Below are 13,918 nucleotides of genomic sequence, written 5' to 3'. Positions count from 1 at the left end.
CATCCTCACCCTCCCCCTTTGGTGTTATGCCATGAGTGAATTGTGAACAATATCACGCTCGGATATGGCAGCAGGGAGAGCGTTGTTTAAGACTACGGGGTAAAAAATGGCACTGGTAAAAACAAGTTTGAAATTGTTTGGCGGGGATACGGTCGTGGTGCGGTGTTCTGAGCGCTGCCGCATTCATTTGATGAGTTCGAAAGCACAACAACACTCGCAGGCGGATATCCTGACCGTGCAGGATGACAAGGCATGGCTTACCGTGCCGTACACCGGCACGTGGGATGTTCTGATTGACAGCCATAGCCAGTCACTGGAGCATTCCGTAAGCTACGTTGCTGCATAAGTCACAAACGCCCGGTCTGCTTACGCAGCCGGGTGCATTCTCAGGCAAAACCGGGACGCAGCGTATTATTCAGCGGGTTCCCTTCCAGCAGCGCTTTCACCTTCACCACCAGCTCATTCAGACAATCGTCCTTCATGCCGAGGCGCGTCAGCTCCTGGTCGAGCGAAAAGAGATACTGCGCGTTGGTGCCCAGCGGCCCACTGGCGGCAGCGATCAACGGGGCAATAACCTGCGTGCGGGTATCCGCTTCATACAGCGGATGGCGCGGATCCATAATAAACACCAGCGCGTTAACGGTACGTCCGTCATCGAGTTCCAGCTTGCACCAGCTCGGCATATAGCAGCCGGTGATCATCTCGCGCTTCCACAGCAGCGTCAGTTCGTCTTCCAGCGTTGCATCCGGCAGACGGTAGGCCACCCCCGTGGTGCGTCCGCCTTCTTTTAGTGCAAGCATGCGTCCAGGCTGACACGCGCTACCTCGACCGGCCGTCAGGCGCAAACAAAATGCGCGATGCCAGCCAGGAAGTGTACCTGTTGCCGATTCGACAAATTCGAGAGCCGGGTTCCACATCAGCGAACCGTAGCCAAAAATCCATACCGGGCCATCATCCGGGCGGCACGCCAGCGTGGCAGCGAGCGACGCCGCACGTTGTTCAGCTGACCAGAGAAGCGATTCCTCAATAGCACCAAATGCCGTCTTACAATCTGCCTTCATTAAGAAATCACGCGTTAACACTTTCCACCTCCGCCACTGCATGCTTCCTTGCGACATCTGTAATCCGCCTTCCCGGCATTGTGTGCTGGTCATTTTGCCAGCAGTTGAGTAACGATAAGCAATTCACGGGCCAGTTGCAATACAACGGAAGTTCAACCGCCTGAAAAGTCAAAACGAAGGCAGCGAATGATTTCACGGCTATTTCTTTTTATGCCATTTATCGTCGTCTCCTTTCTCATATTCATGTTTTACTGCGGCCCAGGCGACTTTGTGCGCGGTCTCTTCACGGCTGGCATCATCACGTCGATCTTCTTTATCTTTGTACTGATCCCAGGCGCTGTTAAAGGCCTCTTTGTAGATATCCTGCGCGTGCGCGGGCAATACGTGTTGCACGCTGTCTGGTAATTCGCGTTTCGTTTTATATGGCATCGCTAACCCCTCTTTTGGTTAAAGAGATAAGTGTGGACGACGATACGGCATGGTGCCAGTCAATTGAGAATTATGCGTAAATGATAATTTTAATATTATGTTATTAAAGGATTAATTACAGAACACGTTCCATTATCGACACCCCAAAGCCAAAACATTACAAACAGTAAAATTGAGTAAAAAATCAAGGGTATTTAACAGAAATCTGTTAATTTAATGACCGAAAATTCTATCTATAATTACAAGCACCTGCATTGATGGAGAAGCACATGACAGCAGCACACGAGGCGGTGAAGACCCGCCACAAGGAGACATCACTCATTTTCCCGGTCCTGGCACTGGCTGTGCTGCTCTTCTGGGGAAGCAGTCAGTCACTGCCAGTGGTAGTTGGTATCAATATTCTTGCTCTGGTGGGTATCTTAACCAGCGCCTTTAGCGTTGTTCGCCATGCGGACGTATTAGCCCACCGCCTGGGTGAGCCTTACGGCTCGCTAATTCTCAGCCTTTCGGTGGTTATCCTCGAAGTCAGCCTGATTTCCGCGCTGATGGCGACCGGTGACGCCGCACCGACCCTGATGCGTGACACCCTCTACTCCATCATTATGATTGTGACAGGTGGTCTGGTGGGCTTTTCACTGTTACTGGGCGGCCGCAAATTTGCGACCCAGTACATGAATCTGTTCGGCATTAAACAGTATCTGATTGCCCTTTTCCCGCTGGCAATTATTGTGCTGGTCTTCCCGATGGCATTGCCGGGGGCCAACTTCTCAACCGGTCAGGCGCTGCTGGTTGCGCTGATTTCCGCAGCCATGTACGGCGTATTCCTGCTGATTCAGACCAAAACGCACCAGAGCCTGTTCGTCTATGAACATGAAGATGACGGCGACGACCCGCATCACGGTAAGCCGTCGGCTCACAGCAGCGCGTGGCATACGGTTTGGCTGATCGTACATCTGATTGCGGTTATCGCCGTGACCAAAATGAACGCCAACCCGCTGGAGACGCTGTTAACCGAGCTGAATGCCCCGGTCGCGTTTACCGGTTTCCTGGTGGCGCTGCTTATCCTGTCGCCTGAGGGTCTGGGGGCGTTGAGGGCGGTGCTGAACAATCAGGTGCAACGCGCAATGAATCTGTTCTTTGGCTCGGTCCTGGCGACTATCTCACTCACCGTGCCGGTAGTAACGCTGATTGCCTTTATGACCGGTAACGAGCTGCAGTTTGCGCTGGGTGCGCCAGAGATGATTGTGATGGTAGCTTCACTGCTGCTGTGTCAGATATCCTTCTCGACCGGGCGCACCAACGTGCTGAACGGCGCGGCGCACATGGCGCTGTTTGTGGCCTATCTGATGACGATATTTGCCTAAGCGTTGTTCGGTGAGGCTCTGAGGCCACACCCGACACCTCTTCCATCGGGAGAGGAATAACCAAAAAAAACCCGCCGAAGCGGGTTTTTTTATTAGTGGCTGGTATCCAGCTCGTCGAAACTCTTCACCAGATCGTCAATCGCTTTGATCTGTTTCAGGAACGGCTCCAGTTTAGCCAGCGGCAATGCGGACGGGCCGTCGCACTTCGCGTTGTCCGGGTCCGGGTGCGCTTCAATGAACAGACCGGCCAGGCCAGTCGCCATACCGGCGCGCGCCAGCTCGGTGACCTGCGCACGGCGGCCGCCAGAAGCTGCACCAAACGGGTCGCGGCACTGCAGCGCATGGGTCACATCGAAGATGACCGGAGACTGGTTGGACACGTTCTTCATCACGCTGAAGCCGAGCATATCAACGACCAGGTTGTCATAACCGAAGTTTGCGCCACGGTCACACAGGATCACTTTATCGTTGCCGCCTTCGATAAATTTATCGACGATGTTACCCATCTGGCCAGGGCTCACGAACTGAGGTTTCTTCACGTTGATGACCGCGCCGGTTTTCGCCATCGCTTCCACCAGGTCCGTCTGACGTGCCAGGAACGCTGGCAGCTGGATAACGTCGACAACGTCCGCAACAGGCTGCGCCTGAGAAGCTTCGTGCACGTCGGTGATCACTTTCACGCCAAAGGTCTGTTTCAGTTCCTGGAAAATTTTCATCCCCTCTTCCAGGCCCGGGCCACGGTAAGAGTGAATGGAGGAACGGTTGGCTTTGTCAAAAGAGGCCTTAAACACGTACGGGATACCCAGTTTCTGGGTCACGGTCACGTAGTGCTCGCAGATACGCATCGCGAGATCACGGGATTCCAGCACGTTCATACCGCCAAACAGCACGAACGGCAGGTCGTTTGCCACGTTGATATCACCAATGCTAACCACTTTTTGTTTCATAGGATCGCCTTATTCAGGTGTGAATCGGAATTAAGATTAATGCAGTGTAATTTGTTTGTGCGAGATCGCGTTGATCTGCGCACGAATCATTTCGCTAATCGGGTCTTCCGGGCATTGCTCAACGAAATAATTCAGATCGTTCAGCGCCACATGCTCGCAATCAAGCTGGGCATAAATCAGCCCGCGATCGCGGATTTCGTACGGATCTTCCGGATTAAACTGCAGAAGCACTTCGCTGGCACGTAATGCCAGTTCCATCTGACGCTCTTCCATCAGCGCAGATTTCAGCGTATCCAGCAGTTTACGGATCACCTCGGCGTTATCCGCCTCGTCGAGATCTTCATTAAAGAGCTCGGCAACCGGGCTGATATTGCCTTTTAACCAGACGTCCAGCGTATGCTCATCCAGCGTATCGCCGTTAAACGGATTGATGAGCCACATCTCACCGTCCAGCCACTCCGCTCGCAGGATCATCTGCGTCGGGAAAATGACCGGCACCAGTGGAATATCCAGACGATGCGCGACCCACAGCAAAATGGAACCCAGCGCAACCGCGCTGCCCTGACGATTTTTCAAGACCTGATCCAGCCATAGTGCGTCAGACAGACGATACACGCCACGCGTGTCGCAGAAACCCCATTCGCCGTAGAAAAGCTCAAGCAGCTTCTCTAATTGCCAGTCCTGCGGGCGCGCCTGATTGATCTCTTCACGCGCCAGGCTGACCAGATTCTCCAGCTCTTCGTAGACGTATTGCGACGTAAAATCGTCGCGGATCATCTCCGAAATCAGGATCATGCCATCGCAAAGCGGCACTTTATTAAATTCGAAATCGGCTAAGGACCTCATGACTTACCCCAGTAACGGTATTCTTGTGGTGGCGAGTTTAATGATGATGTACAGCACCACCAGCCCCAGCAGAAAGGCGATAAAACCGGTCTGCTGGCTGCGCGGACGACGACGCCCAAGCGCGATAAAACCCAAAACGATGTAGATGATAACGCCAAACAGCTTTTCAGTCAGCCATGCGCCTTTATCAGTAAATGGCAGATAGCCGGTCTTCCACATTAATCCGGCCCCCGAGAGAAACAGCACCGTGTCAATACAGTGCGGCGCAATACGCACCCAGCGGGCGTCAATCAGCGGATTATTGCTGTAACGCCACCCGTAACGGACGATGAAAAAGCTGATGGTCAGGGCAACGGCTATCAGGTGGGCCGTGATCAGCACGGTAAAGAGACTCATGCCCATTGTCCCAGCGTCAGACGGTCGTTGCCGCCATAGTCGCGACAGGTTTCCACCGCACGATAACCTGCAGCGATGAACACGTCACGCACCGCGTCCCCTTGCGTCCAGCCGTGCTCGACCAGCAGCCAGCCGCCGGGGAGCAAATGCTGTCGTGACGTTGTCACAATATGCACAATATCCGCCAGCCCTTCGTTGGCAGCGACCAGCGCCGTCAGCGGTTCGAAACGCACGTCCCCCTGCGTCAGGTGCGGGTCATGCTCGTCGATATAGGGAGGGTTGCTGACAATCATCCCGAACGTGCGGTTATCCAGCGCACTAAACCAGCTGCTTTGCAGAACGGTGACGTTCGGGAAGCCCAGACGCGCCACGTTACGCTGCGCCAGCGCTACCGCATCGGGCATCACGTCAACCGCTGTCACCTCGCAGTCCGGACGCTCGCTGGCCAGCGCCAGGGCAATTGCACCAGTGCCGGTTCCAAGATCGAGAATTCGGCAGGCTTGTGTGGGTAAACGCGACAACGCCTGCTCCACCAGACACTCAGTGTCCGGACGGGGGATCAGGGTCGCTGGGGAGACGTACAACGGCAGTGACCAGAACTCACGCTCCCCGACCAGATGCGCCACCGGCTCACCGGTTTTGCGTCGGGCAAGCAGCGTAGCGAGCTGCGCTTCCTGCTCAGCACTCAGCTGGGTCTCGCCGAAAGCCAGCAGGTAAGTGCGGGCTTTCCCCGTTACAAACTCAAGCAAAATTTCGGCGTCACGTTTAGGGCTTTCGCTCGCGGAAAGCTCACTGGCGGCCTGCCTTAACCAGTGCTGAAACTCCATTATTCCTGCTCGGACAGTGCTGCCAGCTGGTCGGCCTGGTATTCCTGCACGATAGGCTCAATCAGCATATCCAGCTTTCCTTCCATCACTTCGTCCAGACGGTACAGGGTCAGGTTGATGCGGTGGTCGGTAACACGGCCCTGCGGGAAGTTATAGGTACGGTTACGGTCGCTGCGATCGCCGCTGCCCAGCAGGTTACGACGCGTGGAGGCTTCCGCCTGTTGACGTTTTGCCATTTCAGCCGCGTGGATACGCGCGCCCAGCACGGATAAGGCTTTGGCTTTGTTCTTGTGCTGTGAACGTTCGTCCTGGCACTCCACCACGATGCCGGTTGGCAGGTGGGTAATACGGATAGCGGAATCGGTGGTGTTAACGTGCTGACCACCTGCCCCGGAGGAGCGGAAGGTATCGATACGCAGGTCCGCCGGGTTGATGTCCGGCAATTCTGCTTCAGGCAACTCTGGCATCACTGCAACCGTACAGGCAGAAGTGTGAATTCGCCCCTGAGATTCGGTGGCAGGTACGCGCTGCACGCGATGACCGCCGGATTCAAACTTCAGACGACCGTACACGCCGTCACCGCTGATTTTAGCGATAACCTCTTTGTAGCCGCCATGTTCACCGTCGTTGGCGCTCATAATCTCAACGCGCCAGCGACGCGCTTCGGCGTAGCGGCTGTACATACGGAACAGATCGCCGGCAAACAGTGCCGCTTCGTCACCGCCGGTCCCGGCGCGGACTTCGACAAAGGCGTTACGCTCATCGTCCGGATCTTTTGGCAGCAGAAGCACCTGCAACTGTTGCTCCATCTCTTCAGCACGCGCTTTTGCGTCCAGCAACTCTTCCTGCGCCATCTCGCGCATTTCAGGGTCGTCGAGCATCATCTGCGCGGTTTCAATATCTTCCTGGACCTGTCGCCAGTCGGTAAAGCATTTTGATACATCACTCAACTGCGCGTATTCACGCGAGAGCGCGCGAAAACGTTCCTGGTCAGCAATGGTCCCGGCATCGCCGAGCAGCGCCTGTACTTCTTCATGGCGCTCGTGCAGAGCTTCCAGTTTGGCGACGATAGAAGGCTTCATAGGCGTAAATGCACCTTGTAATAGAAAATGGGTATAGGGCGCTATTCCAGCCCGAGGCTGTTGCGCAGAATAGTCAGGCGTTCATCATCCCCGTCACGGGCGGCCTGCTGAAGGGATTTGGTTGGTGCATGGATCAGGCGGTTGGTCAGTTTCCAGGCCAGATCCTGCATAATGGCTTCTGCGTCGCCGCCCTGCTGAAGGGCGGCCAGCGCTTTGGCGGTCAGGTCATCACGCACCTGCTCCGCCTGACCGCGGTACTCACGGATAGTCTCGCTGACGCTTTGCGCGCGCAGCCAGGCCATAAACTCACTTGTTTCCTGCTCTACAATGGTTTCCGCCTGAACCGCCGCCGCTTTACGCTGGGCAAGGTTATGCGAAATGATGCTTTGCAGGTCGTCCACGCTGTAAAGGTAGGCGTTCGCCAGTTTACCGACTTCCGGTTCGACATCGCGCGGGACGGCAATATCCACCAGCAGCATCGGTTGATTACGGCGGGATTTCAGCGCTCGCTCGACCATCCCTTTACCGATAATCGGCAGCGGGCTGGCGGTAGAGCTGATGATAATATCTGCCTCTTTCAGGCGCTCATCAATGTCGCTCAGCGCAACCACCTCGGCACCCACCTCGTCCGCCAGCACCTGTGCACGTTCGCGGGTACGGTTAGCGATAATCATCTTTTTAACTTTGTGTTCGCGCAGATGGCGCGCCACAAGTTCGATGGTTTCGCCCGCCCCGACCAGCATCACAGTGACGGTCGACAGGGATTCAAAGATTTGACGGGCCAGGGTACAGGCCGCGAAAGCAACAGAAACCGCACTGGCACCAATGTCGGTTTCTGTTCGCACACGCTTCGCCACGGAGAATGACTTCTGGAACATACGCTCCAGTTCACTGGCTTTCAGATGCCCTTTTTGCGAATCGGCAAACGCCTTTTTCACCTGACCGAGAATTTGTGGCTCGCCGAGCACCAGCGAGTCCAGGCCGCTGGCCACACGCATCAGATGGCTGACTGCATCGTTATCCTGATGCCAGTACAGGCTATTACGCAGCTCTTCTTCGTTGAGGTTGTGATAATCACATAACCAGCGGATCAGCGCTTCATGCAGGTTGTCCTGCTCTTCAACGCTTAGGTAGAGTTCAGTACGGTTGCACGTCGAGAGCACCACGCCACCCTGCACCATCGGCTGTGCAAGCAGGCTGTCCAGCGCCAGGTCAAGCGTATCCGGCGAAAACGTGACGCGTTCTCGCAGCGAAACCGGGGCTGTTTTGTGGTTAATACCGAGTGCTAATAGGGTCATGTTGAGCGGGAGTAGTACCAGCGTTAATAAGGTTAGCAGAACGCATCATACAGGATGCGCGAGATCAATAAAAGAGACTGCCCCCTTTCGGAGTAATAGCTTATACAATGCTTTGAGATAATTTGAACGTAGACGGTGGCACCCTTCGACGCTAGCATTAACAGTTATAACTGCAACGTATCTCAAGGATTTGTCCTCATTATGACCCGACTGATTCGCCTGCTGCCCCTGGCGGCACTGGTTCTGACCGCATGTACCGTCACCCAACCTAAAGGCCCGGGCAAAAGCCCTGATTCACCGCAGTGGCGTCAGCACCAGCAGGACGTCCGCAATTTGAGCCAGTACCAGACCCGTGGTGCCTTCGCTTATCTCTCTCATGAACAAAAAGTGTATGCGCGTTTCTTCTGGCAGCAAACCGGGCAGGACAACTATCGCCTGCTGCTGTTAAACCCGCTGGGCAGCACCGAACTGGAGCTTATCGCCAAACCGGGTGAAGCGCAGATCACCGACAACAAAGGCCAGCACTATACCGCCACCGACGCCGAAGAGATGATCGGCAAGCTGACCGGAATGCCTATTCCGCTGAACAGCCTGCGCCAGTGGATCCTGGGCCTGCCGGGTGACGCGACCGATTACCAGCTTGACGACCAGTACCGTCTGAGCCAGGTGAACTACACCCAGAACGGCAAAACCTGGAAAGTGGTGTACAGCGCCTATGACAGCAACACCAGGCCTTCCCTGCCATCCAACATGGAACTGACCCAGGGTAGCCAGCGCATCAAGCTGAAAATGGACAACTGGATCGTTAAATGATGACCCACTGGCCTTCTCCGGCAAAACTGAACCTGTTTTTATACATCACCGGACAGCGTGCTGACGGATATCATACCCTGCAGACGCTGTTTCAGTTCCTTGATTACGGCGACACGATCGCGATTGGCCCGCGTCAGGACGGCGAGGTTTGCCTGCTGACGCCGGTTGATGGCGTGGCGCATGAAGATAACCTGATCGTGCGCGCTGCACGTCTGCTGATGAAAACGGCATCGGACACCGGTCGTCTGCCGGCAGGAAGCGGCGCGGATATCCGTATTGAGAAGCGTCTGCCGATGGGCGGTGGACTGGGCGGTGGCTCATCAAATGCCGCCACCGTGTTGGTTGCCCTGAATCACCTCTGGGGCTGCGGATTATCTCAGGATGAGCTGGCAGCGTTAGGCTTAACGCTGGGGGCGGACGTCCCGGTCTTTGTGCGCGGTCATGCGGCGTTTGCTGAAGGGGTGGGTGAAATACTTTCCCCGGTCGAGCCGCCGGAAAAATGGTACCTGGTGGCCCACCCGGGCGTCAGCATTCCGACCCCGGTCATCTTCAACGATCCTGACCTGCCACGGAATACCCCGGTGCGGTCAATAGAAACGTTATTAAATTGTGAATTCAGCAACGATTGCGAGGTTATCGCAAGAAAACGTTTTCGCGAGGTTGATGCGGTGCTTTCCTGGCTGTTAGAATACGCGCCGTCGCGCCTGACTGGCACAGGGGCCTGTGTCTTTGCTGAATTTGACACCGAATCCGCCGCTCGTCAGGTGCTTGAGCAAGCGCCGGTTTGGCTGCATGGTTTTGTAGCACGTGGGATGAACACCTCCCCCCTACAGCAAGCCATTCTGGCGCAGACTGAGTTTCGGTGACAACGTCACCCTGTTCCAGACGTTGCATCGCGCTCTTTAATACACCGCCTGGATAGCATTTCGCCTGGCCCGCACAGTTTGCGGCGAACGCTATCCACCACTGGACGCATGCCTGAGGTTCTTCTCGTGCCTGATATGAAGCTTTTTGCTGGTAACGCCACCCCGGAACTAGCACAACGTATTGCCAACCGCCTGTACACTTCCCTCGGCGACGCCGCTGTAGGTCGCTTTAGCGACGGCGAAGTCAGCGTACAAATCAATGAAAATGTACGCGGTGGTGATATTTTCATCATCCAGTCCACCTGTGCTCCAACAAATGACAACCTGATGGAACTGGTTGTTATGGTCGACGCCCTGCGTCGCGCTTCAGCAGGCCGTATCACTGCTGTTATTCCTTACTTCGGCTATGCCCGTCAGGACCGTCGTGTCCGTTCCGCGCGTGTGCCAATCACTGCCAAAGTTGTCGCTGATTTCCTCTCCAGCGTTGGCGTTGACCGTGTTCTGACCGTTGACCTGCATGCAGAACAGATCCAGGGCTTCTTCGACGTTCCGGTTGATAACGTATTCGGTAGCCCAATCCTGCTGGAAGACATGCTGCAGCTGAATCTGGATAACCCAATCGTGGTTTCTCCGGACATCGGCGGCGTGGTACGTGCTCGAGCTATCGCTAAGCTGCTGAACGATACCGACATGGCAATCATCGACAAACGTCGTCCACGCGCTAACGTTTCTCAGGTGATGCACATCATCGGTGACGTTGCTGGCCGTGACTGCGTGCTGGTTGACGACATGATCGATACCGGCGGTACGCTGTGTAAAGCAGCAGAAGCGCTGAAAGAGCGTGGTGCCAAGCGCGTATTCGCCTACGCGACTCACCCGATCTTCTCCGGCAATGCAGTAAACAACCTCCGCAACTCCGTTATCGACGAAGTAGTGGTGTGCGATACCATCCCACTGAGTGACGAGATCAAAGCGCTGCCAAACGTGCGCACCTTGACCCTGTCCGGGATGCTGGCCGAAGCGATTCGTCGTATCAGCAACGAAGAATCTATCTCAGCAATGTTCGAACACTAATCGAACACGGCCGAAAAACCCGCTGCGGCGGGTTTTTTTGTCTCTGATATTTATTTGTATGATCAATGCCTCCTTCACCTGCCATTCATATGACAGATGATGCGCACACGGATGAGAGATAATTGTGAAACACGTAACCTCCTCACATGTTCTTCCCTTTCGCGCCCTCATCGACGCTTGCTGGAAAGAGAAATACACCGCTTCACGTTTTATGCGTGACCTTATTGCCGGTATCACCGTCGGGATTATCGCCATTCCGCTCGCCATGGCACTGGCAATTGGCAGCGGCGTAGCACCGCAGTATGGGCTTTACACGGCGGCCGTCGCCGGGATTGTGATTGCGCTAACGGGCGGGTCTCGCTTCAGCGTTTCCGGCCCGACAGCCGCATTTGTGGTGATCCTCTATCCCGTTTCTCAGCAGTTTGGCCTGGCAGGCCTGCTGGTCGCCACCCTGATGTCCGGCGTCTTTTTGATCCTGTTTGGTCTGGCCCGTTTTGGCCGGCTGATTGAATACATTCCCCTTTCCGTGACGCTGGGGTTCACCTCCGGGATTGGCATTACCATCGGGACAATGCAGATCAAGGACTTCCTCGGCCTGCAGATAGCCCACGTCCCTGAACATTACCTGCAAAAAGTCGGGGCGCTGTTTATGGCACTCCCCACCGCCAACCCGGGCGATGCCGCCATCGGGATTGTTACCTTGGGCACGCTAATTATCTGGCCTCGTTTAGGCATTCGTCTGCCTGGCCACCTGCCCGCCCTGCTGCTGGGCTGTGCGGTGATGGCCATCGTTAATCTCTTTGGTGGTCATGTCGCGACCATTGGGTCTCAGTTCCACTATGTTCTGGCTGACGGTTCACAGGGAAGCGGTATTCCTCAACTGTTACCACAACTGGTACTGCCATGGGATATGCCGGGTTCCAGCTTCACCTTAAGCTGGGACTCCCTGCGCGCCCTTCTGCCCGCGGCCTTCTCAATGGCGATGCTGGGGGCCATTGAATCCCTGCTCTGTGCCGTCGTGCTGGACGGCATGACCGGCACCAAGCATAAAGCCAACAGCGAACTGGTTGGGCAGGGTCTGGGCAACATCATCGCCCCGTTCTTTGGCGGTATTACGGCAACAGCGGCCATCGCCCGCTCTGCGGCAAACGTACGTGCCGGGGCGACGTCGCCGGTATCAGCAGTTATCCACTCCGTGCTGGTGATCCTCGCCCTGCTGGTCCTCGCCCCGCTGCTCTCCTGGCTGCCGCTTTCAGCCATGGCAGCCCTGCTGCTGATGGTGGCGTGGAACATGAGCGAAGCACATAAGGTGGTCAATCTGCTGCGTCGCGCACCGAAAGACGACATCATCGTGATGCTGATTTGTATGTCGCTGACCGTGCTGTTCGATATGGTTATCGCCATCAGCGTCGGGATCGTGCTGGCCTCCCTGCTGTTTATGCGCCGTATAGCGCAGATGACGCGCCTTTCCCCGGTTAACGTAGAGGTACCTGACGATGTGCTGGTGCTGCGTGTGATTGGCCCGTTGTTCTTTGCTGCCGCGGAAGGTCTGTTCAGCGAACTGGAAACCCGTATCGTGGGCAAACGCATTGTGGTGCTGAAATGGGATGCCGTGCCGGTGCTGGATGCGGGTGGTCTGGATGCCTTCCAGCGCTTCGTTTCGCGTCTGCCGGAAGGCTGCGAACTGCGGGTGAGTAATCTCGAATTCCAGCCGCTGCGCACCATGGCGCGCGCTGGCGTGCAGCCGATCCCTGGCCGCCTGGCCTTTTATTCCAACCGTGAAGCCGCGTTAGCGGATCTGTGAATGCCCTGATGCAGAGAAACGTCTCTGCATCATCACGGCTATCGCCTGCTGGAGCCATGCAAGCACGGCAGGCGTCATCCATGTTCCTTTCATCAGATGCGGCTCCTGCTGCATGGCAACGCGAAACTTTTGCTGGGTTTCAGGATTCGTTCCCGCGTATGACTGGAACAATACCCGCCAGTGTTCAGCGAGCATTTGCGCCTCACCGGAAGACGGGTCGAGGTTTTCCCGCTGCGCCTGATGCAATTTCGCTACCAGTGGCGGCCATTCCATCATGCGATCAAAATAGTGTGCGCGGGTAAAGGCCATCTCTTCTGCAGAGAGATACTTTTCCCAGATGGCAAGCTTCGATTCGGCAAACGCCCGCGTAATATAGTCAGTCATTTCCGCCGTAATACCCGTCTGCTCACGCATCTGCGGCTCGACGCTGTGCATCTCGTTCAGCCGGGTGAGAAATTCCGGCTTACCTGCCGTATCCTGCTCCAGGCGTGACATCCAGCGCGTCGCCAGATCCCTGGCACGGGGATCCGAAACGTCGATATTATGCTTCAGCAGGCTATTTGCCTCAGCAACCAGACCTGACCAGATATCCGCAAGTGCCTCCTTCCGTACGGCAAACGGCAACTGCTGTAACTCCTCTTTGCTAAACCAGCGTTCGTACATATTCATTAACTCCAGAGTCTGTAGCCAGGATTCCAGATTGGGTGCCGCATCGTCGGTAAGCCCGGTACGCAATTCCACCAGCCTCTCGCGCAGCGTCAGCATGCTGCGCAGTTGCTTATCCAGCAAACTGATTTGCGCATCGAGTAATTCGGTTAACGACAGCGACTCCTGTTTCAGAAAATCCCTGATTTCAGCAAGTTCCAGCCCGGCTTTTGCCAGCACCTGAATCGTATGCAGACGTTGCACATCCGCCAGATTATACAACCGGTAACCTGCCGCACTTCTGGCAGAAGGCAGTAACAACCCTGTTTGCTCATAGTGATGCAATGTTCGCACGGTGATCCCGGCACGTTTCGCGAGTTCACCCACCTGAATCAACATAACTGCTCCTTTTACTTTGCCAGTGGCACCACTCTGAAGCCTTACGTTACGTGAGGGTCAACCTTTC

Annotated in this window: 15 protein-coding genes; 6 read left to right on the top strand and 9 right to left on the bottom strand. The window is 55.6% G+C overall.

Annotation, left to right across the window (positions count from 1 at the left end; all coding sequences use genetic code 11):
• The first annotated feature begins 106 nt into the window (after positions 1-106).
• On the top strand, positions 107-346 hold the full coding sequence (locus AB6731_RS03305) for a DUF1883 domain-containing protein (RefSeq protein WP_014170489.1): 240 nt from the start codon (positions 107-109) through the stop codon (positions 344-346).
• 40 nt (positions 347-386) lie between these two features.
• Here the strand turns inward: AB6731_RS03305 and AB6731_RS03300 are convergent, their stop codons facing one another.
• Positions 387-1,082, bottom strand: coding sequence for a gamma-glutamylcyclotransferase (locus AB6731_RS03300; RefSeq protein WP_020882351.1), 696 nt, complete (start codon positions 1,080-1,082; stop codon positions 387-389).
• Positions 1,083-1,259: 177 nt separating this feature from the next.
• Positions 1,260-1,490 (bottom strand): putative cation transport regulator ChaB, encoded by a 231-nt coding sequence (gene chaB / locus AB6731_RS03295; protein ID WP_032680829.1) that lies wholly within the window; start codon positions 1,488-1,490, stop codon positions 1,260-1,262.
• 269 nt (positions 1,491-1,759) lie between these two features.
• On the opposite strand from chaB, the gene chaA reads away from it, so the two are divergent.
• Entirely contained in the window at positions 1,760-2,854 is a 1,095-nt protein-coding gene (gene chaA / locus AB6731_RS03290) for a sodium-potassium/proton antiporter ChaA (protein ID WP_020882349.1), read from the top strand.
• 92 nt (positions 2,855-2,946) lie between these two features.
• Here the strand turns inward: chaA and kdsA are convergent, their stop codons facing one another.
• From kdsA to hemA, 6 genes are read right to left on the bottom strand one after another with little or no spacing between them, the layout of a single operon-like run.
• Positions 2,947-3,801, bottom strand: coding sequence for a 3-deoxy-8-phosphooctulonate synthase (gene kdsA, locus AB6731_RS03285; protein WP_014170494.1), 855 nt, complete (start codon positions 3,799-3,801; stop codon positions 2,947-2,949).
• Positions 3,802-3,837: 36 nt separating this feature from the next.
• Entirely contained in the window at positions 3,838-4,647 is an 810-nt protein-coding gene (gene sirB1 / locus AB6731_RS03280; RefSeq protein WP_014170496.1) for an invasion regulator SirB1, read from the bottom strand.
• 3 nt (positions 4,648-4,650) lie between these two features.
• Positions 4,651-5,043 (bottom strand): invasion regulator SirB2, encoded by a 393-nt coding sequence (sirB2, locus tag AB6731_RS03275; protein ID WP_020882348.1) that lies wholly within the window; start codon positions 5,041-5,043, stop codon positions 4,651-4,653.
• The gene (gene prmC, locus AB6731_RS03270) at positions 5,040-5,870 is read right to left on the bottom strand and encodes a peptide chain release factor N(5)-glutamine methyltransferase (RefSeq protein ID WP_163304355.1); all 831 of its coding nucleotides are present in this window, start codon (positions 5,868-5,870) and stop codon (positions 5,040-5,042) included. Before prmC ends, sirB2 begins: the two co-directional genes overlap by 4 nt.
• Positions 5,870-6,952, bottom strand: coding sequence for a peptide chain release factor 1 (gene prfA / locus AB6731_RS03265; protein WP_020882346.1), 1,083 nt, complete (start codon positions 6,950-6,952; stop codon positions 5,870-5,872). The genes prmC and prfA overlap by 1 nt, the downstream gene beginning before the upstream one ends.
• A gap of 41 nt (positions 6,953-6,993) precedes the next feature.
• Positions 6,994-8,250, bottom strand: a complete 1,257-nt coding sequence (gene hemA / locus AB6731_RS03260) for a glutamyl-tRNA reductase (protein ID WP_014170500.1) — start codon at positions 8,248-8,250, stop codon at positions 6,994-6,996.
• Between the two features lie 201 nt (positions 8,251-8,451).
• Between hemA and lolB the strand changes: the two genes are divergently transcribed.
• The 4 genes from lolB (at position 8,452) to dauA (ending at position 12,807) form a co-directional block, all read left to right on the top strand.
• A complete protein-coding gene (lolB, locus tag AB6731_RS03255; RefSeq protein WP_371005880.1) occupies positions 8,452-9,063 on the top strand; it encodes a lipoprotein insertase outer membrane protein LolB in 612 nt (203 codons plus the stop codon).
• A complete protein-coding gene (gene ispE / locus AB6731_RS03250; RefSeq protein ID WP_106504203.1) occupies positions 9,060-9,929 on the top strand; it encodes a 4-(cytidine 5'-diphospho)-2-C-methyl-D-erythritol kinase in 870 nt (289 codons plus the stop codon). The genes lolB and ispE overlap by 4 nt, the downstream gene beginning before the upstream one ends.
• 126 nt (positions 9,930-10,055) lie before the next feature.
• On the top strand, positions 10,056-11,003 hold the full coding sequence (gene prs, locus AB6731_RS03245) for a ribose-phosphate diphosphokinase (protein ID WP_003856663.1): 948 nt from the start codon (positions 10,056-10,058) through the stop codon (positions 11,001-11,003).
• Positions 11,004-11,127: 124 nt separating this feature from the next.
• Positions 11,128-12,807: a C4-dicarboxylic acid transporter DauA gene (gene dauA, locus AB6731_RS03240; protein ID WP_279257614.1), complete on the top strand. Its 1,680-nt coding sequence runs from the start codon at positions 11,128-11,130 to the stop codon at positions 12,805-12,807.
• Here dauA and AB6731_RS03235 read toward each other — a convergent pair.
• Positions 12,793-13,851: a MerR family transcriptional regulator gene (locus AB6731_RS03235; RefSeq protein ID WP_279257615.1), complete on the bottom strand. Its 1,059-nt coding sequence runs from the start codon at positions 13,849-13,851 to the stop codon at positions 12,793-12,795. The genes dauA and AB6731_RS03235 overlap by 15 nt on opposite strands.
• Positions 13,852-13,918: the final 67 nt, after the last annotated feature.

The organism is Enterobacter sp. RCC_40 (assembly GCF_041360735.1).
In the GTDB taxonomy this organism is placed as follows: domain Bacteria; phylum Pseudomonadota; class Gammaproteobacteria; order Enterobacterales; family Enterobacteriaceae; genus Enterobacter; species Enterobacter ludwigii.
The sequence above is the reverse complement of the archived record's forward strand: the minus strand, read 5'-3'. Positions and strand labels throughout refer to the sequence as shown.